The 24,114-nt window shown below is 69.6% G+C and carries 21 protein-coding genes; 7 read left to right on the top strand and 14 right to left on the bottom strand.

Annotated features, from left to right (window positions below):
* Nucleotides 1–4 precede the first annotated feature (4 nt).
* Nucleotides 5–1,561, top strand: coding sequence for a SulP family inorganic anion transporter (locus PcP3B5_RS00205; RefSeq protein ID WP_061560286.1), 1,557 nt, complete (start codon nucleotides 5–7; stop codon nucleotides 1,559–1,561).
* A 248-nt stretch (nucleotides 1,562–1,809) separates the two neighbouring features.
* On the opposite strand, the gene aroE is transcribed toward PcP3B5_RS00205, so the two are convergent.
* Nucleotides 1,810–2,631, bottom strand: a complete 822-nt coding sequence (gene aroE, locus PcP3B5_RS00200) for a shikimate dehydrogenase (protein ID WP_061560285.1) — start codon at nucleotides 2,629–2,631, stop codon at nucleotides 1,810–1,812.
* A gap of 140 nt (nucleotides 2,632–2,771) precedes the next feature.
* Nucleotides 2,772–3,695, bottom strand: coding sequence for an oxygen-dependent coproporphyrinogen oxidase (hemF, locus tag PcP3B5_RS00195; RefSeq protein WP_058071057.1), 924 nt, complete (start codon nucleotides 3,693–3,695; stop codon nucleotides 2,772–2,774).
* A gap of 181 nt (nucleotides 3,696–3,876) precedes the next feature.
* Here hemF and PcP3B5_RS00190 point away from each other — a divergent pair, with 181 nt between their 5' ends.
* Nucleotides 3,877–4,854, top strand: coding sequence for a quinone oxidoreductase family protein (locus PcP3B5_RS00190; RefSeq protein WP_061560284.1), 978 nt, complete (start codon nucleotides 3,877–3,879; stop codon nucleotides 4,852–4,854).
* 402 nt (nucleotides 4,855–5,256) lie between these two features.
* Here the strand turns inward: PcP3B5_RS00190 and tsaC are convergent, their stop codons facing one another.
* The 3 genes from tsaC to PcP3B5_RS00175 form a co-directional block, all read right to left on the bottom strand.
* Entirely contained in the window at nucleotides 5,257–5,814 is a 558-nt protein-coding gene (tsaC, locus tag PcP3B5_RS00185; protein ID WP_061560283.1) for an L-threonylcarbamoyladenylate synthase type 1 TsaC, read from the bottom strand.
* Between the two features lie 44 nt (nucleotides 5,815–5,858).
* Nucleotides 5,859–6,953, bottom strand: a complete 1,095-nt coding sequence (gene dprA / locus PcP3B5_RS00180; RefSeq protein WP_061560282.1) for a DNA-processing protein DprA — start codon at nucleotides 6,951–6,953, stop codon at nucleotides 5,859–5,861.
* Nucleotides 6,954–7,092: 139 nt separating this feature from the next.
* On the bottom strand, nucleotides 7,093–8,118 hold the full coding sequence (locus tag PcP3B5_RS00175; protein WP_058487930.1) for a LysM peptidoglycan-binding domain-containing protein: 1,026 nt from the start codon (nucleotides 8,116–8,118) through the stop codon (nucleotides 7,093–7,095).
* Nucleotides 8,119–8,255: 137 nt separating this feature from the next.
* Here PcP3B5_RS00175 and def point away from each other — a divergent pair, with 137 nt between their 5' ends.
* From def to PcP3B5_RS00150, 5 genes are all read left to right on the top strand, one after another.
* Nucleotides 8,256–8,762, top strand: coding sequence for a peptide deformylase (def, locus tag PcP3B5_RS00170; protein WP_009614487.1), 507 nt, complete (start codon nucleotides 8,256–8,258; stop codon nucleotides 8,760–8,762).
* Nucleotides 8,763–8,820: 58 nt separating this feature from the next.
* Nucleotides 8,821–9,765, top strand: a complete 945-nt coding sequence (gene fmt / locus PcP3B5_RS00165; RefSeq protein WP_061560281.1) for a methionyl-tRNA formyltransferase — start codon at nucleotides 8,821–8,823, stop codon at nucleotides 9,763–9,765.
* Complete coding sequence (gene rsmB / locus PcP3B5_RS00160) at nucleotides 9,762–11,072, top strand: 16S rRNA (cytosine(967)-C(5))-methyltransferase RsmB (RefSeq protein WP_061560280.1); 1,311 nt, start codon at nucleotides 9,762–9,764, stop codon at nucleotides 11,070–11,072. Before fmt ends, rsmB begins: the two co-directional genes overlap by 4 nt.
* Nucleotides 11,073–11,096: 24 nt before the next feature.
* Nucleotides 11,097–12,470 (top strand): Trk system potassium transporter TrkA, encoded by a 1,374-nt coding sequence (gene trkA / locus PcP3B5_RS00155; protein WP_009614484.1) that lies wholly within the window; start codon nucleotides 11,097–11,099, stop codon nucleotides 12,468–12,470.
* Between the two features lie 136 nt (nucleotides 12,471–12,606).
* Nucleotides 12,607–12,930: a tetratricopeptide repeat protein gene (locus PcP3B5_RS00150; RefSeq protein ID WP_061563181.1), complete on the top strand. Its 324-nt coding sequence runs from the start codon at nucleotides 12,607–12,609 to the stop codon at nucleotides 12,928–12,930.
* A 212-nt stretch (nucleotides 12,931–13,142) separates the two neighbouring features.
* On the opposite strand, the gene PcP3B5_RS00145 is transcribed toward PcP3B5_RS00150, so the two are convergent.
* The 9 genes from PcP3B5_RS00145 to ehuR form a co-directional block, all read right to left on the bottom strand.
* Complete coding sequence (locus tag PcP3B5_RS00145; RefSeq protein WP_061560279.1) at nucleotides 13,143–14,522, bottom strand: aspartate aminotransferase family protein; 1,380 nt, start codon at nucleotides 14,520–14,522, stop codon at nucleotides 13,143–13,145.
* Between the two features lie 13 nt (nucleotides 14,523–14,535).
* Complete coding sequence (locus PcP3B5_RS00140) at nucleotides 14,536–15,993, bottom strand: NAD-dependent succinate-semialdehyde dehydrogenase (protein ID WP_061560278.1); 1,458 nt, start codon at nucleotides 15,991–15,993, stop codon at nucleotides 14,536–14,538.
* A 131-nt stretch (nucleotides 15,994–16,124) separates the two neighbouring features.
* Nucleotides 16,125–16,778, bottom strand: coding sequence for a 7-cyano-7-deazaguanine/7-aminomethyl-7-deazaguanine transporter (locus tag PcP3B5_RS00135; protein ID WP_009614477.1), 654 nt, complete (start codon nucleotides 16,776–16,778; stop codon nucleotides 16,125–16,127).
* 443 nt (nucleotides 16,779–17,221) lie between these two features.
* Complete coding sequence (locus PcP3B5_RS00130; RefSeq protein WP_009614475.1) at nucleotides 17,222–17,704, bottom strand: Lrp/AsnC family transcriptional regulator; 483 nt, start codon at nucleotides 17,702–17,704, stop codon at nucleotides 17,222–17,224.
* Nucleotides 17,705–17,732: 28 nt separating this feature from the next.
* Nucleotides 17,733–18,749, bottom strand: a complete 1,017-nt coding sequence (doeB, locus tag PcP3B5_RS00125) for a N(2)-acetyl-L-2,4-diaminobutanoate deacetylase DoeB (protein ID WP_061560277.1) — start codon at nucleotides 18,747–18,749, stop codon at nucleotides 17,733–17,735.
* Nucleotides 18,750–18,753: 4 nt separating this feature from the next.
* Nucleotides 18,754–19,944: an ectoine hydrolase DoeA gene (gene doeA / locus PcP3B5_RS00120; RefSeq protein WP_043313912.1), complete on the bottom strand. Its 1,191-nt coding sequence runs from the start codon at nucleotides 19,942–19,944 to the stop codon at nucleotides 18,754–18,756.
* Between the two features lie 180 nt (nucleotides 19,945–20,124).
* Nucleotides 20,125–21,117, bottom strand: a complete 993-nt coding sequence (locus PcP3B5_RS00115) for a cyclodeaminase (RefSeq protein WP_061560276.1) — start codon at nucleotides 21,115–21,117, stop codon at nucleotides 20,125–20,127.
* Nucleotides 21,110–22,087 carry a hydroxyectoine utilization dehydratase EutB gene (gene eutB / locus PcP3B5_RS00110; protein ID WP_061560275.1) on the bottom strand — a complete coding sequence of 326 codons (978 nt, stop codon included), beginning with the start codon at nucleotides 22,085–22,087 and terminating at the stop codon, nucleotides 21,110–21,112. Before eutB ends, PcP3B5_RS00115 begins: the two co-directional genes overlap by 8 nt.
* Before the next feature lie 310 nt (nucleotides 22,088–22,397).
* Complete coding sequence (gene ehuR / locus PcP3B5_RS00105; protein WP_058489687.1) at nucleotides 22,398–23,792, bottom strand: MocR-like ectoine utilization transcription factor EhuR; 1,395 nt, start codon at nucleotides 23,790–23,792, stop codon at nucleotides 22,398–22,400.
* Nucleotides 23,793–24,114 lie beyond the last annotated feature (322 nt).

Below are 24,114 nucleotides of genomic sequence, written 5' to 3'. Positions count from 1 at the left end.
GCCGATGGAGCGCCTGTATCGCCTGCTGCCGTTCCTCGCCTGGCTGCCGGGCCTCGGCCCGCGGGCGATGGCGCGGGAAGCCTGGGTCGGCCTGGCCGGCGCGGTGCTGGCCTTGCCGCAGTCCATCGCCTACGCGCTGATTGCCGGGCTGCCGCCGCAGTACGGCCTGTACGCGGCCATGCTGCCGGTGGTGGTGGCCTGCCTGTGGGGCTCCTCCAGGCACATGGTCGGCGGGCCCACCGCGGCCATCTCGGTGGTGCTCTACGCCACGGTGGCGCCCCTGGCGCCGCCGGGCAGCGAGACGTTCATCCAGTACGTGCTGCTGCTGACCTTCCTCGCCGGCATCCTGCAATGGGCCCTGGGCGCGATGCGCGCCGGGGTGCTGCTGAACTTCGTCTCGCACTCGGTGATGCTCGGCTTCACCCTGGGCGCGGCGCTGGTCATCGCCCTGGGCCAGTTGCCGTATCTGCTGGGGGTGGAAGTACACAGCCGCGGCAGCGCCCTGGATGGCACGCGCCTGCTGCTGGCGCGGCTGGGCGAATGCGAGCCGGCGTCCCTGGCCATCGGCCTGCTCAGCCTGGCGGCGAGCCTGCTGTGCCGCTGGCTGCGGCCGCGCTGGCCGGCGTTGATGTTCGGCCTGCTGGTGGCCAGCCTGACGGTATGGGCGCTGCCCGCGTGGTTCGGTGGCGTGGCGCGGGTGCGGGCCTTCGCCAGCGCGCTGCCGCCGTTCAGCCCGCTGCAAGTCGATGCGGCCGGCATCGCCGCGCTGCTGCCCGGGGCCCTGGCCTGCGGCCTGCTCGGCCTGGTCACCAGCCTGTCCATCGCCCGCGCCCTGGCCGCGCGCAGCCAGCAGGTGCTGGACGCCAACCAGGAAATCCGCGCCCAGGGCCTGTCCAACCTGGTCGGCCCGTGGTTCTCCGGCAGCCTTTCGGCGGGCTCCTTCACCCGCTCCGGGCTCAACCTCGAAGCCGGCGCGCGCACGCCGCTGGCCGGGGTGTTCTCCGCCGCCTGGGTCGCCGTGCTGGCGGTGGCCGGCGCCGGGCTGATCACCCACATCCCGCTGCCGGCCATGGCCGGCGGCATCCTGCTGATCGCCTGGGGCCTGGTCGACCGCCCGGCCCTGCGCGCCCTCTGGCGCGGCAGCCGCAGCGAGTTCGCGGTGATGGCCCTGACCGCCGCGGCGACTTTGCTGCTGCCGCTGCAGAACGCCATCTACCTGGGCGTGCTGGCCTCGCTGCTGCTCTACCTGCGGCGCACCTCGCAGCCACGGGTGGAACGCTGGCAGGCCAGCGAGGAAGAAGTGCTGCGGGTGGAAGGCTCGATCTTCTTCGGCGCCTGCGACTACCTGCAGCGCCTGATCCAGGCCAGCCAGGGCCGGCGCCTGGTGCTGGATGCCAGGCACGTGAACTTCATCGACTTCGCCGGGGCGCACATGTTGCAACAGGAAGCCCGCCGGCTGGCCGGCGAAGGGCGGCATCTGATCCTGCGCCACGCGCGGCCGAGGGTGCGTGAGGAATTGGCGCGGCAGATGGGTGAAGGCGCGGTATTGCAGGTGGAGTAGGGCGCATAACGCCTAGGGCGTTATCCGCCGATTGGCGGTGGCCCCAGAATGCGCCGGGTTCAGCCTCGGAGTGACGATGAGATCGGTCAAGCGGCGTATAACCGCGAACGGTTATACGCCCTACGTTACCGGTGCTTTTCGTAGGATGGGTTGAGCTTGCGAAACCCATGCGGCCATCGGTGATGGGTATCGCTTCGCTCAACCCATCCTACGGGGCGTTCGCGAGCAAGCTCGCTCCTACGAAGAGCCTAACCCGCCAATTGCCGCCGCAGCTCGTCCAGCACCGGCCGCGAATCCGGCCGCACCCCGCGCCACAGCACGAAGGCCTCCGCCGCCTGCTCCACCAGCATGCCCAGGCCGTCGATGCAGCGCGCCGCGCCATGCTCCGCGGCCCAGCGATTGAAGGCGGTCGGCTCCTTGCCGTACATCATGTCGTAGCAGACGGTGTGCCCCGGGCGGATCAGCGCCGCGTCGATGGGCGGCAGTTCGCCGGCCAGGCTGGCCGAGGTGCCGTTGACGATCAGGTCGAAGGGTTCGTCGCGCAGGTCGAAGCCGCCGGCGCGCACCGGGCCCAGGTCGGCGAACTCGCGGGCCAGCTGCTCGGCCTTGGCCACGGTGCGGTTGAGCACCACCAGCGCCGCCGGGCCCTCGGCCAGGAAGGGTTCGAGGATGCCGCGCACCGCGCCGCCGGCGCCCAGCACCAGCACGCGGCGGCCCTTGAGCACCACGCCATTGTTCACCACCAGGTCGCGGGTCAGGCCGGCGCCGTCGGTGTTGTCGCCCAGCAGGCGGCCGTCGTCGAGCTTCTTCAGGGTGTTCACCGCGCCGGCGCGGCGGGCGCGCTCGGTGAGTTCACCGCACAGGCGGTAGGCGTCTTCCTTGAAGGGCACGGTGACGTTGGCGCCCAGGCCCTCGGCGAAGAACGCGCGGGCGGCCCCGGCGAAGTCGTCCAGCGGCGCCAGCTGGGCGTCGTAGGTGAGCGCCTGGCCGGTCTGCTCGGCGAACAGGCGGTGGATCAGCGGCGACTTGCTGTGGCCGATGGGGTTGCCGAAGACGCAATAACGATTCATAGGCTTTTTGAGCTGGAAGCTGGAAGCTGGAAGCTGGAAGCTGGAAGCTGGAAGCTGGAAGCTGGAAGCTGGAAGCTGGAAGCTGGAAGCTGGAAGCTGGAAGCTGGAAGCTTGAGGCTTTTTTCTTCCGGCTTCCAGCTTCAGGCTTCCGGCTTCAACCCCAACCAATCGCGGTCCTGGAGGAAATACTCGGTCAGCCGCGCCTCTTCGCTGCCCGGCTCGGGTTTCCAGTCGTAGCCCCAGCGCACCTGCGGCGGCAGCGACATGAGGATCGACTCGGTGCGCCCGCCGGACTGCAGGCCGAACAGGGTGCCGCGGTCGTAGACCAGGTTGAACTCCACGTAGCGGCCGCGGCGGAACTCCTGGAACTCGCGCTGCCGCTCGGTCCAGGCCTGGGCCTTGCGCTTGCGCACGATGGGCAGGTAGGCCTCGATGTAGGCATCGCCTATGGCGCGCAGGAAGGCGAAGCTGGTGTCGAAGTCCCACTGGTTCAGGTCGTCGAAGAACAGGCCGCCGATGCCGCGCGGCTCGTTGCGGTGCTTGAGGTGGAAGTAGCGGTCGCACCATTCCTTGTAGCGCGGGTAGACGTCCTCGCCGAAGGGCGCGCAGGCCTCGCGGGCGACCTTGTGCCAGTGCACGCAGTCTTCCTCGTGGGCGTAGTAGGGCGTCAGGTCGAAGCCGCCGCCGAACCACCACACCGGCTCCTCGCCTTCCTTCTCGGCGATGAAGAAGCGCACGTTGGCGTGGGAAGTCGGCACGTGGGGGTTACGCGGGTGGATCACCAGCGACACGCCCAGGGCCTGGAAGCCGCGCCCGGCCAGTTCCGGGCGGTGCGCGCTGGCCGATGGCGGCAGGCCGGCGCCGAACACGTGGGAGAAGTTCACCCCACCCTTCTCGATCAGCGCGCCATCGCCGATCACCCGGGTGCGGCCACCGCCGCCGGCCGGACGCTCCCAGGCGTCCTCGATGAAGCGGGCGCCGCCGTCCTCGGCTTCGAGGGCGGAGCAGATGCGGTCTTGCAGGTCGAGCAGGTAGGCCTTCACGGCCTGGATAGGGTCGGTCACGGGATCACCTTGGAGCGGGAAAGCCTTGCGGCGCTTGGGCTGCAGGCCGGGAGAGGAGCGCAAGCATAGCATTCCCGGCCGCCATGCCATGCTTGACGGCGGTCAACAAGGCGGCTTGGATGAAAGACTTTTCCCAACGCGGCGCCGACCCCTCCGGCGCCGCCAGCAGCAGGAGATCGACATGGCCAAGCGCATCCAGTTCGCCCGCACCGGCGGCCCCGAAGTCCTCGAATACCTCGACTACACCCCCGCCGAACCAGGCCCGAAGGAAGTCCGCGTGCGCAACCGCGCCATCGGCCTGAACTTCATCGACAACTACTTCCGCAGCGGCCTCTATCCCGCCCCGGCGCTGCCCTCCGGGCTGGGTACCGAGGGCGCCGGCGAGGTGGAAGCGGTGGGCAGCGAGGTGAGCAACGTCAAGGTCGGCGACCGCGTCGGCTACGCCACCGGCCCGCTGGGCGCCTACAGCGAGCTGCACGTGCTGCCGGCGGCCAACGTGGTGAAACTGCCCGACGCCATCGACTTCGAGACCGCCGCCGCGGTGATGCTCAAGGGCCTGACCGTGCAGTACCTGCTACGCCAGACCTACAACGCCCAGCCCGGCCAGACCGTGCTCTGGCACGCGGCCGCCGGCGGCGTCGGGCTGATCGCCTGCCAGTGGGCCAAGGCCCTGGGGGTGAAGCTGATCGGCACCGTCGGCTCGGCCGCCAAGGCGGAGCTGGCCAAGGCCCACGGCGCCTGGGCGACCATCGACTACAGCCAGGAAAACGTGGCGGAGCGCGTGCTGCAGCTCACCGACGGCAAGAAGTGCCCGGTGGTCTACGACTCGGTGGGCAAGGACACCTGGCCGATCTCCCTGGACTGCGCCGCCCCGCGCGGGCTGATCGTCAGCTTCGGCAACGCCTCGGGCCCGGTGGACGGCATCAACCTGGGCATCCTGGCGCAGAAGGGCTCGCTGTTCGTCACCCGCCCGACGCTGTTCGGCTACGCCAACACCCCCGAGCGCCTGCAGGCGATGGCCGAGGACCTGTTCGGCATGCTCACCAGCGGCAAGATCAAGGTGGAGATCAACCAGCGCTACGCCCTGGCCGACGCGGCCAAGGCGCAGACCGAGCTGGCGGCGCGGCGGACTACCGGGTCGACCATTCTGTTGCCTTGAGGGAAAGGGCACGGCTTCTCGTAGGAGCGAGCTTGCTCGCGAACCGGATTTGCCGGGGACAGCGGATGTTGGCGTTCAGAGCGCCCCCTCCCTAACCCTCCCCCGCAAGCGGGAGAGGGAACCGTTCGGTGTGTTCGGGGAGTTTTGGTGTTAGCCGGCTACCGCGAGGTTTTCGGCTGGCGCCATACCATTTCTCGGCACGGACAGCCCCCTCTCCCTTCAGGGCGGGGCGCGCAGCCGAGGGTTGGGGAGAGGGGACGGAGCCAAACTAAAACACCGAAGTCACAGCTGAGCACTGTTCGCGAGCAAGCTCGCTCCTACGAAGAGCCCCCGGCGCGGCATGCAAGACAGTTGCTCCTACAGCCAGCGCCGAATTTCCCACCCATACCACACATCCCGCCCTCAGGCCGGGCGCACGGTCCGGCCGCTGACCAGGTCGCGGATCACGCTGGGGTTGCGCCGGCCGCCGAGCTTGCCGTCGAGCACGCCGTCCAGCTCGCCGCGGAAGTACTGCTCCACCCGCAGCCGCGAGCGCGCCGCCGGGCGCCCGGCGGGGTTGGCCGAGGTGGAGACCAGCGGGCCGGTCAGCGTGCAGAGTTCGCGCACCAGCGGGTGTTCGCTGACGCGCAGGGCCACGCTGTCGTGCTGGCCGGTGATCCACTCCGGCAGGCGCCCCTGGTGCGGCACCAGCCAGGTGTTCGGGCCCGGCCAGGTGGCGCCCAGGCGGTCCTGCCATTCCTGCGGCAGGTCGGCGAGCAGGAAGTCGAACTGGCGGATGTTGTCGGCCACCAGGATCAGGCCCTTCTCCACCGGCCGCGCCTTGATGGCCAGCAGGCGGTAGACGGCATCCTCGTTCCAGGGGTCGCAGCCCAGGCCCCAGACGGCTTCGGTCGGGTAGGCGATGACGCCGCCCTCGCGCACTATCCTGGCCACACGCTGCACACGCCAGCTGCTGATCATCGGCAAACTCCGGGGAAATAACGATTGCGCGGCAGTTTACGTGCTCAGCCGCCGCGATGCACCCAGACGCCGGCCTCGCAGGCCACCTTGCCCTCCAGTTCCAGCTCGGTCAGCGCCGCCAGCACCTGCGGCAGCGCCCAGCCACTGCCGGCGGCCAGCGCCTCGCTGCCCTGCGGGGCGGCGCGCAGCAGGTCCAGCAATGGGTGCGCCTGTGGCAGCGGGGCCGGTTCGCTGGCGGGTGCTTCGGCGGTCCAGCCGCTCAGGCCTTCGAGGATGTCGTCGATGCGCTCCACCAGGGTGGCGCCCTGGCGGATCAGCTCGTGGCAGCCGCGTGCGCCGGGATGGTGGATGGAACCGGGAATGGCATAGACCTCGCGGCCCTGCTCGGCGGCCAGCCGCGCGGTGATCAGCGAGCCGCTGGCCGGGCTGGCCTCCACCACCAGCACACCCAGGGACAGGCCGCTGATGATGCGGTTGCGCCGCGGGAAGTTGTCCGGCCGCGGCGGGCAGTCCAGCGGCAGTTCGGACAGCAGCGCGCCGCCGCCCTCGACGATGCGCCGCGCCAGCCCCAGGTGCCGACGCGGGTACAGGCATTGCAGGCCAGTGCCGAGCACCGCCAGGGTGACGCCACCGGCCTCCAACGCGCCTTCGTGGGCGGCGCCGTCGATGCCCAAAGCCAGCCCGCTGGTGATGGCGAAGCCGCCCCCGGCCAGGCTGCGGGCGAAGGCGCGGGCGGTGTCCAGCCCCGGGCGGCTGGCGCGCCGGCTGCCGACCACCGCCAGCTGCGGCCGGCCCAGGGCCGAACGGGCGCCCTCGACGAACAGCAGCGGCGGCGCATCGCTCAGCTCCGCCAGCAGCGCGGGGTAGTCCTCGGCGTCCCACATCAGCAGGTGCCGCTCGGGCCCTTCCAGCCAGCGCAGAGCCTCGGCCGCTGCCTGGCGTGTCGTTTCGCTGCGCCGCGCCTCGGCGCTGGCCGCCGGCAGCCCGAGGGAACGCCAGGCCGCGGCGGGCGCGCTGAGGGCGGCGGAGGCGCTGCCGAAGGCTGCCAGCAGGGCGGCGAAGCGCCGCGGCCCCAGTTCGGGCAGGGCGTGCAGGCGCAGGCGGGCTTCCAGTTCGGCGGGGGAGAGTTGGCGGGGCATGGCGGCAGTCCTTGGCGCGTTGGCGGGAACCCCGACTATGCCGCGTCCGCCGGCTGACGCCTGCCGGACGCTTCGGAAGATACGGCCGGCAGAAACGAAGAACCCCGCCGTGGCGGGGTTCTTCACACAGGCACGCCGATCAGGGATTGCGCACCTTGTCCTGCACTTCCAGCGAACGGTTGGCGGTAAGCACCAGGCCGTAGCTGAGACGGTTGTAGGTACGGAAGATCATCACCAGCCCGGAGCGCTCGTCGGGGATCTTCACCAGATCACCGCTGACGCGGTCGCGCACCGTCTCGCCGAGCTTGTAGATGGCCAGCACGTTGCCTTCCTCCAGGCCATCGCGACTGCCCTTGTCGATGGTCACCACGTCGTACTTGCCGATCTGGGTGACGCCACGCGGCACGTCGATGATGCTGCCCTTGATCGGCGTCTTCGGCTCGCTGGGCATGAAGATCGAGGTCACCGCGCGTTCCTCGGTGGGGAACAGGCGGTCGCCCGGCCGCACTTCCTGGGTAGTGCGCGTCAGGTTGAGGGTGGCGATGTCGTCTTCCTTGGCGATCACCCGGGCGCTGCCGACGTCCATGGCGTCGACGCCGAGGACTTCCTTGGTGTCCGGGTCGGAGTAGATCTTGCCCTGGCGGAAGATGCCGTAGCTGCTTTCCTCGGCCAGGGAGTCGCCGCGGGCGTAGGCGCGGTCGCCGGCGCCGCTGACCACGCGCTCGGCATCGCCGGCGACCATGTAGGGGGCGTTGCTGAAGTCACCCTCGCTGTCGACGATGCGGTTGGACAGCAGGAAGGCGTTGATCTTGTCCAGCGGGATGGTCGGCACCGCCTCGGCCATCGGCGTGCTGCGCACCTTGGGCGACAGCTTGATGGTGCCGTGGGAGGCGCCGCGGTTGAGCACCAGGCGCGGCTGGCCGTCGATGTACACCAGGCTGAGGACGTCGCCGGGGTAGATCAGGTGCGGGTTGCGAATCTGCGGATTCACCTGCCAGATCTCCGGCCACTTCCAGGGCTTGCTCAGGAACTTGCCGGAGATGTCCCAGAGGGTGTCGCCCTTGACCACCGTATAGCGGTCCGGGTGGCCGTCCCTGAGTTCCACGGCACCCTGCGCCATGCTTCCTGCCGCCAGCAGCAGCACGGCGAGTAGTGTTTTCCTCATGCGGTGAATCCCTTTATTATGTATACACATGAAACGCTGGAAAGCCGCCCCTACCGGGCCTTCCAGGGTTTTTCGATGCTGCTCGGCATATTAGCAGCCGATTTTTACTTTATTCCACAAGTGCATCACAAACGCATATGGCCATTCTGAACATCCTCGAATTCCCCGATCCGCGCCTGCGCACGATCGCCAAGCCTGTCGAGGTGGTCGACGATAGCGTGCGCCAACTGGTCGACGACATGTTCGAAACCATGTACGAGGCGCCCGGCATCGGCCTGGCCGCCACCCAGGTGAACGTACACAAGCGCGTGGTGGTGATGGACCTGTCCGAGGACAAGTCCGAGCCGCGCGTGTTCATCAACCCGGAACTGGAGCCGCTCACGCAAGAGATGGGCGAATACCAGGAGGGTTGCCTGTCGGTGCCCGGCTTCTACGAGAACGTCGACCGCCCGCTGCGGGTGCGCGTCAAGGCGCTGGACCGCGACGGCAAGGCCTTCGAGGAAATCGCCGAAGGCCTGCTGGCGGTGTGCATCCAGCATGAGTGCGACCACCTGAACGGCAAGCTGTTCGTCGACTACCTGTCCAACCTCAAGCGCGACCGGATCAAGAAGAAGCTGGAAAAGCAGCACCGCCAGCGCGCCTGACACCCTCCTCCCCAAAGGCTTGCCCCGGCAAGCCTTTTTTCTTTAAGCGAGCCTACGCATGAGCCAAGCATTGCGCATCGTCTTCGCCGGGACCCCGGAATTCGCCGCCGAGCACCTCAAGGCCCTGCTCGATACCCCGCACCAGATCGTCGCCGTCTACACCCAGCCGGACCGCCCGGCCGGCCGCGGCCAGAAGCTGATGCCCAGCCCGGTCAAGCAGCTCGCCGCGCAGCATGGCCTGTCGGTGCTGCAGCCGCCGACCCTGCGCGCACCCGAAGCCCAGGCCGAACTGGCGGCTCTGCAGCCGGACCTGATGGTGGTGGTCGCCTACGGCCTGATCCTGCCCCAGGCGGTGCTGGACATCCCGCGCCTGGGCTGCATCAACAGCCATGCCTCGCTGCTGCCGCGCTGGCGCGGTGCCGCGCCCATCCAGCGCGCCGTGCAGGCTGGCGATGCGGAAAGCGGCGTAACCGTGATGCAGATGGAAGCGGGCCTGGACACCGGGCCGATGCTGCTCAAGGTCGTCACCCCGATCAGTCCCGAGGACACCGGCGGCAGCCTGCACGACCGCCTGGCGCGCCTGGGCCCGCCGGCGGTGGTCGAGGCCATCGCCGGCCTGGCCGCCGGTACGCTCAAGGGCGAGGTGCAGGACGACGCCCTGGCCACCTACGCGCGCAAGCTCAGCAAGGACGAGGCGAAACTCGACTGGAGCCGCCCGGCCGTGGAACTGGAGCGCGCCGTGCGCGCCTTCGACCCCTGGCCGGTGTGCCACACCACCCTGAACGGCGAGCCGCTGAAGGTCTGGGCCGCGCGCCTGGGCGAGGGCAGGGGCGAGCCGGGGAAAATCCTCGGCGCCAGCCGTGACGGCCTGCTGGTCGGCTGCGGCGAAGGCAGCCTGCTGCTGACCCGCGTGCAGCTGCCCGGCGGCAAGCCGCTGGCCTTCGCCGACCTGTTCAACAGCCGCCGCGAGCAGTTCGCCAGCGGCCTGGTGCTCGGCCAATGAGCCTCAGCCCGCGCCTCGCCGCGGCCCGCGCCCTGGCCGCCGTGCTAACCGGCCGCGCCTCGCTGGGCGGCTCGCTGCCGCCGCAGCTGGAGCTGGTCGCCCCGCGCGACCGCGGTCTGACCCAGGAACTGGCCTTCGGCGCCGCGCGCTGGCAGCCACGCCTGGCAGCCCTGGCCGCGCGCCTGCTGCAGAAGCCGTTCAAGGCCGGCGACCGCGACGTCGAGGCGCTGCTGCTGGTCGGCCTGTACCAGTTGCTCTACACCCGCATTCCGCCCCACGCGGCCATCGGCGAGACCGTCGGCTGCGCCGACAAGCTGAAGAAATCCTGGGCCAAGGGCCTGCTCAACGCCGTGCTGCGCCGCGCCCAGCGCGAGGGCGAGGTGCTGCTGGCCGACGTCGACCGCGACCCGGCCGCGCGCCTGGCCCACCCGCGCTGGCTGCAGAAGGCGCTGAAACAGGCCTGGCCGGAGCAGTTCGAAGCCATGTGCGCGGCGAACAACGCCCACCCGCCGATGACCCTGCGGGTGAACCGCCGCCAGGGCAGCCGTGACGCCTACCTGGCCGAGCTGCAGGCCGCCGGCATCGAGGCCACGCCCTGCGCCTACAGCCGCGACGGCATCCAACTGGCCCAGCCCTGCGACGTGCGCGAGCTGCCGGGCTTCGCCGAAGGCCGCGTGAGCGTGCAGGACGAGGCCGCGCAACTGGCCGCCGACCTGCTGGAACTGGCTCCCGGCCAGCGCGTGCTCGACGCCTGCTGCGCCCCCGGCGGCAAGACCTGCCACCTGCTGGAGGCCGAACCGGGCCTGGCCGGCGTGCTGGGCGTGGACCTGGAAGAAAGCCGCCTGGTGCGCGTACGGGAAAATCTGCAGCGCCTGCGGCTAGATGCCACTCTGGTCGCCGCTGATGGACGCGATACCGTCGCCTGGTGGGACGGCAAACCGTTCCAGCGCATCCTGCTGGACGCGCCCTGCTCGGCCACCGGGGTGATCCGCCGGCACCCGGACATCAAGCTGACCCGCGCCGCCGAGGACATCCCGGCCCTGGCGCAGTTGCAGGGCGAGCTGCTCGACGCGCTGTGGCCGACCCTGGAGGTGGGCGGCATCCTGCTCTACGCCACCTGCTCGGTGATGCCCCAGGAGAACCGCGAGTCCATCGCCGCCTTCCTCGCCCGCACCCCCGGCGCCCGCGAGCTGGACCTGGCCGGGCCCTGGGGCCTTAAGCAGGCCCACGGGCGCCAGCTGTTGCCGCAAGAGGGCGGGCACGACGGTTTCTACTATGCCAAGCTCATCAAGATCTCAGCCCGCTAGCACTGCACGGACGAGCGCGACCCCATGAAGATCATCATCCTCGGCGCCGGCCAGGTCGGCGGCACCCTGGCCGAGCACCTGGCCAGCGAAGCCAACGACATCACCGTGGTCGACACCGACGCCCAGCGCCTGCGCGACCTCAACGACCGCCTGGACATCCGCACCGTGCACGGCAAGGCCTCGTTCCCCACGGTGCTGCGCCAGGCCGGCGCCGACGACGCCGACATGCTGGTGGCGGTGACCAACAGCGACGAGGTGAACATGGTCGCCTGCCAGGTGGCCTACACCCTGTTCAACACGCCGACGCGCATCGCCCGGGTGCGCGAGGCGGCCTACCTGACGCGCACCGGCCTGTTCGACAACGAGGCCATCCCGGTGGACGTGCTGATCAGCCCCGAGCAGGTGGTGACCAACTACATCAAGCGCCTGGTGGAATACCCCGGCTCCTTGCAGGTGATCGACTTCGCCGAGGGCAAGGCCCAGCTGGTGGGCATCAAGGCCCACTACGGCGGCCCGCTGGTGGGCCAGGAGCTGCGTCAGCTGCGCGAGCACATGCCCAACGCGGACACCCGCGTGGCGGCGATCTACCGGCGCAACCGGCCGATCATCCCCCAAGGCGACACCGTCATCGAGGCCGACGACGAGGTGTTCTTCATCGCCGCCAAGGCCCACATCCGCGCGGTGATGGGCGAGATGCGCCGGCTGGAGGAGAACTACAAGCGGATCATCATCGCCGGCGGCGGCAACATCGGCGAGCGCCTGGCCGAGGCCATCGAGAACCGCTACCAGGTGAAGATCATCGAGATGAACCCGGCGCGCTGCCGACACCTGTCGGACAACCTCGACAGCACCATCGTCCTGCAGGGCAGCGCCTCGGACCGCGACCTGCTGCTGGAAGAGAACATCAACGAGACCGACCTGTTCCTGGCCCTGACCAACGACGACGAGGCCAACATCATGTCCTCGCTGCTGGCCAAGCGCCTGGGCGCGCGCAAGGTGATGACGCTGATCAACAACCCGGCCTACGTCGACCTGGTGCAGGGCGGCGAGATCGACATCGCCATCAGCCCGCAGCTGGCCACCATCGGCACCCTGCTGACCCACGTGCGCCGCGGCGACATCGAGAGCGTGCACTCGCTGCGCCGCGGCGCGGCCGAGGCCATCGAGGTGGTGGCCCACGGCGACGCCAAGTCGAGCAAGGTGATCGGCAAGCGCATCGGCGAGGTGCACCTGCCGCCGGGCACCACCATAGGCGCGGTGATCCGCGACGAGGAAGTGCTGATCGCCCACGGCGACACCGTGGTGGAATCCGGCGACCACGTGATCCTCTTCGTGGTCGACAAGAAGCGAATCCGTGACGTCGAGCGGCTGTTCCAGGCCGGGTTGACGTTCTTCTAGGCTGTAGGCTGTAGGCTGTAGGCTGTAGGCTGTAGGCTGTAGGCAAGAGCTTGACATACCACGACGGCACCGCATGCTGTTCGCTTCCAGCTTCCAGCTTCCAGCTTCCAGCTTCCAGCCCCCAGCCCCCAGCCCTATGACCGATCCTCAATCCCTCGAAAAACTCCTCGCCAAAGGCATGGACAACCCGCTGCTGCGCTTCGGCCTGGGCAAGGGCTACCTGGACGCCGGCGATGCGGCGAAGGCCGCCGAACACCTGCGCCGCTGCGTGGAGCAGGACCCGAAGTATTCCGCCGCCTGGAAGCTACTGGGCAAGGCCCTGCAGGCCCAGGGTGACCTGGACGGCGCCCGCGCCGCCTGGACCGACGGCCTGGCCGCGGCCCAGGCCCATGGCGACAAGCAGGCGGAGAAGGAAATGACCGTGTTCCTGCGCAAGCTGGACAAGGCCAAGGGCGGCTGAATCCGCGACACCTTGTAGGAGCGGGCCCTGCCCGCGATTCGCGCGCAGGGCGCGCTCCTACAGGTGCAGACGAAACGCCATCGTAGGATGGGTTGAGCGAAGCGATACCCATCACCCCGGCCCGATGGGTTTCGCAAGCTCAACCCATCCTACGAAGAGCGCCTGGGCGTAGGGCGTACAACCGTTCGCGGTTGTACGCCATTGCCATGGCCTCAAAGCACCTCCGCCGCCACCGCGTCCACCGCGGCCTTGGCTATGCCCACCACCTCGTCCGCCTCGGCGCGGCTCAGTACCAGCGGCGGGGCGAAGCCGAGGATGTCGCCGTGGGGCATGGCGCGGGCGATCATGCCGCGCTCCAGGCACGCCGCCGAGACCTTCGGGCCCACCTTCAGCGCCGGGTCGAAGGGCGTGCGCGCCTCGCGGTCGGCCATGAACTCCAGCGCCGCCAGCATGCCGTCGCCGCGCACCTCGCCCACCAGCGGGTGGCCCTCGAAGGCCTGGCGCAGCTGCTGGTTGAGATAGCCGCCGACGTCCGCCGCGTTGGCGGTGATGTTCTCGCGCTCAAGGATGTCCAGGTTGGCCAGCGCCGCCGCCGCGCAGATCGGGTGGCCGGAGTAGGTCCAGCCGTGGCCCATGGCGCCTTCGCGGGTGGAGGCGCTGTCGATCACGTCCCAGACCTTTTCGCCGACGATCACCGCGGACAGCGGCGCGTAGGCGCTGGTCAGGCCCTTGGCGGTGGTGATCAGGTCCGGGCGCATGGCATGGCGCTGGCTGCCCATCTTGTCGCCGAGGCGGCCGAAGGCGCAGACCACCTCGTCGGCGATCAGCAGCACGTCGTACTTCGCCAGCACCGCCTGGATCGCCTCCCAGTAGCCCTTGGGCGGGACGATGATGCCGCCGGTGCCCATCACCGGCTCGCCGATGAAGGCCGCCACGGTGTCCGGGCCCTCGGCGAGGATCAGGTTCTCCAGCTCCTGGGCGCAGTGGCGCACGAAGGCCGCCTCGTCCATGCCCGCTGGGGCCTTGTAGAAGTGCGGGCAGAGGGTGTGCCTGACGCCTTCCACCGGCAGGTCGAAGTGCTGGTGGAAGCTGGCCAGGCCGGTGAGGCTGCCGGTGACGATGCCCGAGCCGTGGTAGCCGCGCTGGCGCGAGATGATCTTCTTCTTCTGCGGCCGGCCCAGCACGTTGTTGTAGTAGCGCACCAGCTTGACCTGGGTTTCGTTGGCGTCGGAGCCGGAGAGGCCGTAGTAGACCTTCTTCATGCCCGCCGGCGCCCAGTCTCGGATGATCCGCGCGGACAGCTCGATGATCGCCTCGGACGCGTGGCCGACGTAGGTGTGGTAGTAGGCCAGCTGCTTGGCCTGCTCATGGATGGCGTCGGCCACCTCGGTACGGCCGTAGCCGATGTTCACGCAGTACAGCCCGGCGAAGGCGTCCAGCAGCTCGCGGCCCTGGTGGTCGCGGATGCGCACGCCCGAGGCGCCGGTGATGATGCGCCCGGGCAGGGCGCCGCTGGCGTGGTCGTGGGCGTGGGTGGAGGGGTGCATGAAGTGCGCACGGTCTTCTTCGAACAGCTTGGCGTAGTCGGTCATGGCGGTGTTCTCCTCAGATGGCGCCGTGGTGCAGGCAGAAGTACTTGGTCTCGACGAAGGGCTCGAAGCCTTCGCTGCCGCCCTCGCGGCCCAGGCCCGAGGCCTTCATGCCGCCGAAGGGGATGGGGTGGCCGGTGAACCTGGCGCCGTTCACCGCGACCATGGCGAATTCCAGGCGGCGCATCAGCGGCCACACCTGGTCGAGGCGCTGCCCACAAATGTAGGCGGCCAGGCCGTATTCGCTATCGTTGGCCAGTTCGACGGCCTGCTCCAGGTCGTCGTAGGCCATCACCCCGGCGATGGGCGCGAAGTTCTCCTCGCGCCAGATGCGCATGGCCGGGGTGACGTCGGCCAACAGCGTCGGCTGGTGGAACCAGCCGCCCAAGGCATGGGGCTCGCCGCCGGCCAGCAGGCGCGCGCCGCTGTCGATGGCGTCGCGCACGCGCTCGCAGGTGGCGTCGAAGGCCGCCTGGTGCATCAGCGGGCCGATGTCGCTGCGCGGGTCGCTGGCCGCGCCCACGCGCAGTTCGCGCACGGCGGCGGCGAAGCGCTTGAGGAAGGGCTCGTAGAGTTCGCGGGCGACCAGCAGGCGGTTGGCCGCGCAGCAGTCCTGGCCGGAGGTCTGGAACTTGGCGTCGATGGCGAATTTCACCGCCTGCTCCAGGTCGGCGTCGGGCAGCACGATGAAGGGCGCGTTGCCGCCCAGCTCCAGCGCCACCTTCTTCACGTCCTGGGCGGCGGCCTGCAGCACCAGCTTGCCGACGCGGGTCGAGCCGGTGAAGCTCACTGCGCGCACGCGGCTGTCCCGCACCAGGGTTTCCATGGTCGTCTGCGGCTCGCCCAGCACCACGTTGAAGGCGCCGGCGGGCAGCCCGGCCTCCTCGGCCAACTGGGCCAGGGCGAAGGCCGAGTAGGGCGTCTCGTGGGCCGGCTTGACCACCACGGTGCAGCCGGCGGCCAACGCGGCGGCGGCCTTGCGGGTGATCATCGCCGAGGGGAAGTTCCAGGGCGTCAGCAGTACGGCCACGCCCACCGGCTCCATTACCGTGCCCAGGTGGGCGCCGGGAATGTGGCTGGGGATGTTGCGGCCGTCCAGGCGACGGGCCTGTTCGGCGAACCAGGGGATGAAGCTGGCGGCGTAGTCGATCTCGCCGCGGGCCTCGGCCAGGGGCTTGCCCTGTTCCAGGGAAAGGATCTGCGCCAGGTCCTCGCGGTGCTGGCGGATCAGCTCGGCCCAGCGCAGCAGGGGCGCGGCGCGCCGGTCCAGGGACAGCTTGCGCCAGGCCGGGAAGGCCGCGGCGGCGGCGTCCACCGCGGCGACTATCTGCTCGCGCTCGAGCAGCGGTACGTGGCCGATGATTTCGCGGTTGGCCGGGTTCTCCACGGCGATGCTGGCGCCGCTGGCGCTGTGCAGCCACTGGCCGTTGACGTAGCACAGCGACTTGAAGAGCAGGGGATGGGCGTAGGACATGACGGCGTCTCCTCGCAGGTGGCATGGGGACCATCCTAGGGGGAGCGCCGTGGCGGTTTTTTCCTAAGGGCGGGGCGGCGGCGGCAATTCTTTCCGCAGATGCGCCGCCGGCTTCGGGTTTTTCGCCCGCCTCAGCAGGCGCTGGCGGAGCGCCGGCCCAGTCCCTGGAGAATGGCGCGCAGCAGCACGCCGTAGAGCGGCACGAAGAGGATCAGCATGACCGCCAGCTTGACGCCGTAGTCCACCGTGGCGATCTCCACCCAGTGCTGCGCCATGAAGGGGTTGTCGCTGCGCCAGAAGGCGATGGAGAAGAAGGCGAAGGTGTCCAGCAGGTTGCCGAACAGCGTCGACACCACCGGGGCGATCCACCACTGGCGCAGCCGGCGCAGGCGGTCGAACACCTGGATGTCGAGGAACTGGCCGAGCACGTAGGCCAGGAAGCTGGCCAGGGCGATGCGCGCGACGAAGGTGTTGAACTCGCCCAGCGCGGCGAAGCCGCGGTAGCCGCCGTCCTGGAACAGCACCGAGACCCCGTAGGAAGCCAGCAGCGCCGGCAGCATCACCCGGGCGATGACGCGCCGCGCCGGGCTCTTGCCGAGCAGGCGCACGGTGAGGTCGGTGGCCAGGAAGATGAACGGGAAGCTGAACGCGCCCCAGGTGGTCTGCCAGCCGAACAGGGTCATGGGCAGTTGCACCAGGTAGTTGCTGGCGATGATGACGAGGAGGTGGAAGACGACCAGGCCGGCCAATGCGCCGCGCCGAGCCGCCGGGGAAAGCGCCGACATGCTGGATCCTTTTTCGTCGATGGGGTGAGGGAACCCATGCCCGGCCCTGTGCCGAGCGGGGCGCATTTTATAGGAGATTGAACTTGGAGTCAGGTTTTTTTGGGTGTTTTTTGTGCAGTGGGGTGGGGGGTGTTGTAGGGGCGGGCTTGCTTGCGAATGGTGTTCTGCCGGGAGGAATTGGCTGGGGGGCCAAGAACGCCCTCTCCCTAACCCTCTCCCTGAAGGGAGAGGGGACCGTTGGGCAGACGCTGATGTTCTGGAGTCAGCCGGCGACGCCGAAGGTTTCCGGCTGAAACCATCCCTTCTCTCGGCACGGACTAGCCCCCTCTCCCTTCAGGGAGAGGGCTGGGGAGAGGGGGCGGAGCCAAGCCATTACACCGAAGCCACCGGTAGGCACCTGTTCGCGAGCAAGCTCGCTCCTACGAAAAGAAAACAGCGCGGCATCAGGCGCCTTCCAGCGCCTCCGCCGGCACCGCCGCATCCAACGTCTTGATCACCTTGGTAACGATGTAGGTGAAATACCGCTCGATCCCCAGGTCCTCCAGCAGCAACTGGTCGATGAAGCGCTGGTAATGGTCGATATCCCGGGCCTGGATCATCGCGATGTAGTCCACCCCGCCGCCGGTGGCGTAGCAGAAGCCCACTTCCGGCGCCTGCTGCAGGCGCTGTTCGAAGCGGCGCATGTCCTGGGCCGTGTGCCGGCCCAGGGTGATTTCCACCAGCACCTGCTGCTGGCGGAACAATGCCGGCCAGTCGATCTGCGCGCGGTAGCCCTTGATCAGGCCGGCCTCCTCCAGCTTGCGCACGCGCTCCCAGGCCGGGCTGACCGAGAGGTTGATGGCCTCGGCCAGGCTGGACTTGGTGATGCGCCCGTCGCCGGCGAGGATGCGCAGGATCTTCAGGTCGTAGCGGTCGAGCTTGGTCATCGCCACCTCCGGCGCCGTGGCGCGCGCATCAGTCCAGCACCTCGGCGACCACCGCCAGGGTGTCGCCGCTCTGCACCAGGCCGGGGAAGTGCCGCGCGGCGAGGATGCCGCTGCGCCTGGCGCGGTACTCCACCGGCGCGGCGCCGGTGCGCAGCAGGTCGTGCACCCGCGCCAGCACCTCGCCGCGCTCCACGCGCTCGCCCAGGTCGCGGCACATCTCCAGCAGGCCGTTGTGCTCGCTGGCGACGAAGCAGTCGCCGTCGGGCATGTCGAGCATCACCGAGGGCGCGTGCTCGACCTCGCCGCGCAGGATGCCGGCCTGCACCAGCACGTTGCGCACGCCGCGGCGGGCGATGGCCACGCTGCGCGCGGTGCTGCTGCCGCCGCCGCCCAGTTCGGTGGTGACGAACAGCTTGCCCTGTTCCTCGGCGGCGCTGTCGTACATGCCCACCGCGTCCAGCTCCAGCATGCGCATGGCGTAGGGCGCGGAAAACGCCCGCATCAGCGCCTCGCAGCCTTCCTGCTGGGCCTTGTCCGGCAGCACGTGGCAGGCGGCGAAGGGCAGGAAGTCGAGGGTGCGGCCGCCGGAGTGGATGTCCAGCACCACGTCGGCCAGCGGCAGCAGGGTGCGCTGGAAGTAGTCGGCGATCTTCTGCGTCACCGTGCCGTCCGGGCGGCCGGGGAAGCTGCGGTTGAGGTTGCCGGCGTCGATCGGCGAGGTGCGCTTGCCGGCGAGGAAGGCCGGGGTGTTCATGAAGGGCACGATGATCACCCGGCCGCGGATGTCCTCGGCGCGCAGTTCCTGGGCCAGGCGGCTGAGCGCCACCGGGCCTTCGTACTCGTCGCCGTGGTTGCCGCCGGTGAGCAGCGCGGTGGGGCCCGCGCCGTTCTTCACCACGCAGACGGGGATCATCACCGCGCCCCAGGCCGAGTCGTCGCGGGAGTAGGGCAGCTTGAGGTAGCCGTGCTGCACGCCGTCGCGCTCGAAGTCGACGCTGGCGGCGATGGGGTTGTCGCGCAGCTCTTTATCCAGTGGCTGTCTCATGGCCTCACTCCTTGACGAACAACTGGCGCGGGTAGTCGCAGAGGGTCTGCACGCCGCCGTCGGTGATCAGGATGCTTTCGGTGATCTCCAGGCCCCAGTCGTCCATCCACAGGCCGGGCATGAAGTGGAAGGTCATGCCCGGCTGCAGCACGCTCTCGTCGCTGGGGCGCAGGCTCATGGTGCGTTCGCCCCAGTCCGGCGGATAGCTGATGCCGATGGGGTAGCCGCAGCGGCTGTCCTTGTGGATGCCGAACTTCTGCAGCACGCCGAAGAAGGCGCGGGCGATGTCGCCGGTGGTGTTGCCCGGCTTGGCCGCCTCCAGCCCCGCGGCGATGCCTTCGACCACGGCCTTTTCCGCGTCGAGGAAGTGCTGCGGCGGCTTGCCCAGGTAGACGGTGCGCGACAGCGGGCAGTGATAGCGCTTGTAGCAGCCGGCGATCTCGAAGAAGGTGCCGGCGCCGCGCTGGAAGGGCGTGTCGTCCCAGGTCAGGTGCGGCGCGCTGGCGTCGGCGCCGGTGGGTAGCAGCGGGACGATGGCCGGGTAGTCGCCGCCGTGGCCGTCGGCGCCGAGGATGCCGGTGCTGTAGATCTCCGCCACCAGCTCGTTCTTGCGCATGCCCGGCTCGATGCGTTCGAGGATGTGCGCGTGCATCTTCTCGACGATGCGCGCGGCGATGCGCATGTATTCGATCTCGCGCGGGGATTTCACCGCGCGCTGCCAGTTGACCAGCGCGGTGGCGTCGACGAAGCGCGCCTGCGGCAGGTGGGCCTGCAGCGAGCGGAAGGCGGCGGCGCTGAAGTAGTAGTTGTCCATCTCCACGCCGATGGCCAGCGCTTCCCAACCCCGCGCGGCGATGACCTCGCGGGCCAGGTAGTCCATCGGGTGGCGCTCGGTGGACTGCACGTAGTGGTCGGGGTAGCCGACGATGTTGTCGGCCTGCATGAACACGGTGCGCCGCGCGCCGTTGGCGTCCTGGCCGCGGCCGAACCACACCGGCTCGCCGTCCAGCGCCAGCAGCACGCACTGGTGCACGTAGAAGGACCAGCCATCGTAGCCGGTGAGCCAGGCCATGTTCGACGGGTCGCTGACCAGCAGCAGCTCGATGCCGCGCTGCTGCATGCTGGCGCGGACCTTGGCCAGGCGCTGGGCGTATTCCTCCCGCGCGAAGGGGAGGTTGACGACGATTTCGGGCATGCGGAAATCCTCCGGGTGAAGTCATTGTCGGGCCCTCTCCGGAGAGCCCGTGCCTGTGTTTCCCCCTCACCCCAGCCCTCCCCGGGGGGAGAGGGGGCAGTCCGAGCCGGCTGACGCCACGGCTTCATCCTGCACCGAAGGGTCCCCTCTCCCGCTTGCGGGAGAGGGTTAGGGTGCTCTTCAACTGCTGAAGCGGAACCCCTTGCCCATGCGCTGCGCGCGCTGGAAGGCCAGGCCGGCGATGGCGGTGTCCTGGGCGCCGGTGCCGGTGAGGTCGCAGAGGGTCACGTCCCGGGCGCTGCGCCGGCCCGGGCGCCGGCCGGCGATGACCTGGCCGAGTTCGGCGAAGTCGGCGCCCGCCTCCACCAGCCCGGCTTCGATGGCGTGGTGCAGTTCGCCGAGCACGCGGGTCTGGCTCAGGCGGTCGGCGACGTAGCAGTCCAGCGCCGCCAGCGCGTCGGCGGCGATCTCGTTCTTGTGCTCTGCGTCCGAGCCCATGGCGGTGATGTGCAGGCCCGGGCGCAGGTGGCGCTTCCGGATCAGCGGCTCGCGGCTGGGCGTGGTGGTGATGGCGATGTCCGCGCCTTCCAGGGCTTCGTCAACGCTGGAACAGGCGACCACCGGGATGCCCAGGGCGGTGCTCAGCTCGGCGGCGCACTGGCGCGCCTTGGCCGCGTCGCGGGCCCAGAGGCTGGCGCCCTCGATCGGCCGCACCAGGCACAGCGCCTTGAGCTGCAGGCGCGCCTGCTCGCCGGCGCCGAGGATGGCCACCCGGCGGGCGTCCTCGCGGGCCAGCCACTTGGCGGCCACGGCGCCGGCGCAGGCGGTACGCACGGCGGTGAGGTAGCCGTTGTCCAGCAGCAGGGCGTCGAGCAGGCCGGTGTGCGCGGACAGCAGCATCATCATGCCGTTGAGGCTGGGCAGGCCGAGCTTCGGGTTGTCGAAGAAGCCCGGGCTGACCTTGATGGCGAAGCGCGGCAGGCCCGGCAGGTAGGCGGTCTTCACGTCCACCTCGCCGTTGTGCTCGGGGATGTCCAGGCGCAGGATCGGCGGCATCGCCACCGCCGCCGTGGCCAGCAGGCGGAAGGCCTGCTCGACGGCGTCGAGGCTTTCAGTGTCCAGCGCCACGCAGGCGCGCAAGTCGGCTTCGCTGAGCAGGGTGACGTCAGCCATGCAGGTCTTCCTCGATGATGCGTTGGTGTTGTTCGATGGCGATGTTGCGGCCGCTCACGACCACCACCACCGGCCCTTCGGCGCTGATGCGGCCTTCCAGCAGCGCGGCGATGCCCACCGCCGCGGCGCCTTCCACCACCTGGCGTTCCTCGCGGTAGGCGTGGCGGATGCCGGCGGCGATGGCGGGCTCGTCGAGCAGGTGCAACTCGTCGCAGTGGGCGCGGGCGAGGGCGAAGGTGTAGCGGTTGTCCAGGCCGATGCCGCCGCCGAGGGAATCGGCGAGGCTCGGCAGTTCTTCCACTTCCACGGGCTGGCCGGCTTCCAGGCTGGCGGCCATGGCCGCGCCGCGGCGCATGCTGATGCCGTGCAGGCGGATCGACGCATCGGCCGCCTTCAGCGCCACGGCCACGCCGCCGAACAGCCCGCCGCCGGAGAGCGGCACCAGCACCTGGCGCACCTGCGGCAGCTGTTCGAGGATTTCCAGGCCCAGGGTGCCCTGGCCGGCGACGATCTGCGGGTGGTCGAAGGGCGGCAGCAGCGCCGCGCCCTGCTCGCGGGCGATGCGCTCGGCCTCGGCCTGGGCGTCGTCCTGGCTGTTGCCGACGATGCATACCTCGGCGCCGAGGGCGCGGATCGCCTCGACCTTGTTCGCCGGCACCAGGCGCGACAGGCAGATGGTGGCCGGCACGCCCAGCACGCGGGCGGCATGGGCGAGGGCGCGGCCATGGTTGCCGGTGGAGGCGGCGACCACCCCGCGGGCCTTCCGGGCGTCGTCCAACTGGGCGATGGCGTTGCTGGCGCCGCGCAACTTGAAGCTGCCGGTGATCTGCTGCGACTCCAGCTTCAGGTACACCGGCGCGCCCAGCAGCGCGGAGAGGCTGGGCGAATGCTCCAGCGGCGTCTGCCGCACCAGGCCGCGGATGCGCTGGCGGGCGCGGTACAGCTCGATCAGGGGGATCTCGTGGGCCATGGCGGCCTCCCGACAATGCAGTCGGGCCGAGTGTATGAGCGGGAAATTGTCGCGATGAATGTACTAGGACGATGTCGTGGAGATTGTCATTCGTCGTGGTAATGGGCGATGGGTATCGCTTCGCTCGACCCATCCTACGGGGCCTCGATCCCACCTACCACCTATAGGAGCGGATCCCATCCGCGAATCGCGCCGGGACGTCCGGCTATCGCGGACAAGGTCCGCTCCTACGGGTAATTTGTAGGAGCGGGCCCTGCCCGCGATTCGCGCGCAGGGCGCGCTCCTACAAGGGAACGGGGCGGCGGCCCGTTCAGAAATCGTGGATCTTCGGGTACTGCTCGAACAGCTCGCGCATGTCGTCCAGGGCCTGGGCCATGCGTTCGTCGCTGCATTCGGCGCCCATGCACAGGCGCACCGCGCGCGGCCGCGGCGTGCCGCGGACCATGAAGGGGTCCGGCGAGGTCACGGCGATGTGCCGGTGGCGCAGCTCGCGCACCAGGCTGTCCAGTTCCCAGTGCTCGGGAATGCCCATCCAGCAGCTCAGGGCCTGCGGCGCATGGCCCAGCAGGTGTTCGGCGAAGCGCTCGGCCACCAGCGCCTGGCGCGCCGCCAGCAGGCGCCGCTGGCGTTCCACCAGGGCCTGGGCGTTGCCGTTGTGGATCCAGCGCGTGGCCACTTCGGCCAGCAGCGGCGCGGCCATCCAGCTGTTCACCCGCAGGATGCTCTCGGTGCGCAGGGCCAGGCGCCGCGGCACCACCAGGTAGCCGATGCGCAGGCCGGTGAGCACGCTCTTGGTGAAGCTGGTGCAGTAGAACGACAGCTCCGGCAGGTAGTGGCTCAGCGGCGGCGCGCGGCCTTCGCCCAGCAGCGGGCCGTAGACGTCGTCCTCGATGACGTAGACGCCGAAGCGCTGGGCGATGGCGGCGATCTCCCGGCGCCGGGTGTCGCTCATCAGGCTGGAGGTGGGGTTGTTCAGGTTGGGCGTGCACACCAGCGCGGTGACGCGTTCGTTGGCGCAGAGGTCCTCGAAGTGCTCCGGGTCGATGCCCTCGCGGTCGACCTCCACGCCCTTCAGGGTGAAGCCGAGCACCTGGGAATTGCCGATCACCCCGTGGTCGGTGAGCTGCTCGCAGAGCACCACGTCGTCCGGCCCGGCCAGGGAGGCGAGGGCGATGAAGATGGCGTGGGCGGCGCCGTTGGTGATCAGCAGGTCGTCGCGCTCGCAGCGCAGGCCCTGCTGCGCCAGCCACTGCGCCGCCGCCTCGCGGTGGCCGTCGAAGCCGGCGATCGGCCGGCAGGCGCGCATCCATGGCTGGTCCGTCTCCTGCGCCAGCTGGCGGCAGGTGTCCTGCCACAGGCGGTCGTGCTCGTCGGTGTGGACGATGCTGGCCATGGAGAAATCCACCAGCGCGCGCTCGGGGTGGTCGAGCATGTAGCGCGACACGCCCTCGGTCATGCGCCGCGAGACGAAGCTGCCGCGGCCCACCTCGCAGCGCACCAGGCCCTGGCGCTCCAGTTCCTTGTAGGCGTTGGTCACCGTCTGCACGCTGATGCCCAGGCCGTCGGCCACCTGGCGCTGCGGCGGCAGGCGCTGGCCGTCGTGCAGGCGGCCCTGTTCGATTTCCGTGGCGATGGCCTGGACCAGCGTCTTGTACTTGGATTCGCCGACCCGCAGGCCGGCCAGCGCGTGGCGCCAGCTTTGCATGATGGGCATTCCCCTTCGACCTCGGCACAGGGTGATGGATCAGGGCATTTCCATGGATTGTCCTAGTGCAATTCCGACGCCGGAAAGCCTTTTGTATGCTCGGGCCGACCAGCCGCCCATGCCGCCGCCCCCGCGGCACAGGGCCGGCGCAGAAAAAAGCCATGGATGGGCGCGTCGCGACAGGCGGTTTTTTCCGCCGCGACGGCGCCGATCGGGAACAGCCGCAAGGCCGGACGGCTTAGTCTGCAACGCAACCAATGCCCTCTGTCGGGGCAGTACTTCGGAAGGCCCGCCCGGCGGGTCCCAACATAAGAACAACAGT

It is taken from the genome of Pseudomonas citronellolis (assembly GCF_001586155.1).
Lineage (GTDB): Bacteria > Pseudomonadota > Gammaproteobacteria > Pseudomonadales > Pseudomonadaceae > Pseudomonas > Pseudomonas citronellolis.
This window is presented reverse-complemented; position numbering and strand designations above follow the sequence as displayed.

Coding starts and splice junctions, on each gene's coding strand:
- PcP3B5_RS00205 (WP_061560286.1), top strand. CDS start 5: ATGGAGCGCCTGTATCGCCTGCTGCCGTTCCTCGCCTGGCTGCCGGGC.
- aroE (WP_061560285.1), bottom strand. CDS start 2,631: ATGAATCGTTATTGCGTCTTCGGCAACCCCATCGGCCACAGCAAGTCG.
- PcP3B5_RS00190 (WP_061560284.1), top strand. CDS start 3,877: ATGGCCAAGCGCATCCAGTTCGCCCGCACCGGCGGCCCCGAAGTCCTC.
- tsaC (WP_061560283.1), bottom strand. CDS start 5,814: ATGATCAGCAGCTGGCGTGTGCAGCGTGTGGCCAGGATAGTGCGCGAG.
- dprA (WP_061560282.1), bottom strand. CDS start 6,953: ATGCCCCGCCAACTCTCCCCCGCCGAACTGGAAGCCCGCCTGCGCCTG.
- PcP3B5_RS00175 (WP_058487930.1), bottom strand. CDS start 8,118: ATGAGGAAAACACTACTCGCCGTGCTGCTGCTGGCGGCAGGAAGCATG.
- def (WP_009614487.1), top strand. CDS start 8,256: ATGGCCATTCTGAACATCCTCGAATTCCCCGATCCGCGCCTGCGCACG.
- fmt (WP_061560281.1), top strand. CDS start 8,821: ATGAGCCAAGCATTGCGCATCGTCTTCGCCGGGACCCCGGAATTCGCC.
- rsmB (WP_061560280.1), top strand. CDS start 9,762: ATGAGCCTCAGCCCGCGCCTCGCCGCGGCCCGCGCCCTGGCCGCCGTG.
- trkA (WP_009614484.1), top strand. CDS start 11,097: ATGAAGATCATCATCCTCGGCGCCGGCCAGGTCGGCGGCACCCTGGCC.
- PcP3B5_RS00150 (WP_061563181.1), top strand. CDS start 12,607: ATGACCGATCCTCAATCCCTCGAAAAACTCCTCGCCAAAGGCATGGAC.
- PcP3B5_RS00145 (WP_061560279.1), bottom strand. CDS start 14,522: ATGACCGACTACGCCAAGCTGTTCGAAGAAGACCGTGCGCACTTCATG.
- PcP3B5_RS00140 (WP_061560278.1), bottom strand. CDS start 15,993: ATGTCCTACGCCCATCCCCTGCTCTTCAAGTCGCTGTGCTACGTCAAC.
- PcP3B5_RS00135 (WP_009614477.1), bottom strand. CDS start 16,778: ATGTCGGCGCTTTCCCCGGCGGCTCGGCGCGGCGCATTGGCCGGCCTG.
- PcP3B5_RS00130 (WP_009614475.1), bottom strand. CDS start 17,704: ATGACCAAGCTCGACCGCTACGACCTGAAGATCCTGCGCATCCTCGCC.
- doeB (WP_061560277.1), bottom strand. CDS start 18,749: ATGAGACAGCCACTGGATAAAGAGCTGCGCGACAACCCCATCGCCGCC.
- doeA (WP_043313912.1), bottom strand. CDS start 19,944: ATGCCCGAAATCGTCGTCAACCTCCCCTTCGCGCGGGAGGAATACGCC.
- PcP3B5_RS00115 (WP_061560276.1), bottom strand. CDS start 21,117: ATGGCTGACGTCACCCTGCTCAGCGAAGCCGACTTGCGCGCCTGCGTG.
- eutB (WP_061560275.1), bottom strand. CDS start 22,087: ATGGCCCACGAGATCCCCCTGATCGAGCTGTACCGCGCCCGCCAGCGC.
- ehuR (WP_058489687.1), bottom strand. CDS start 23,792: ATGCAAAGCTGGCGCCACGCGCTGGCCGGCCTGCGGGTCGGCGAATCC.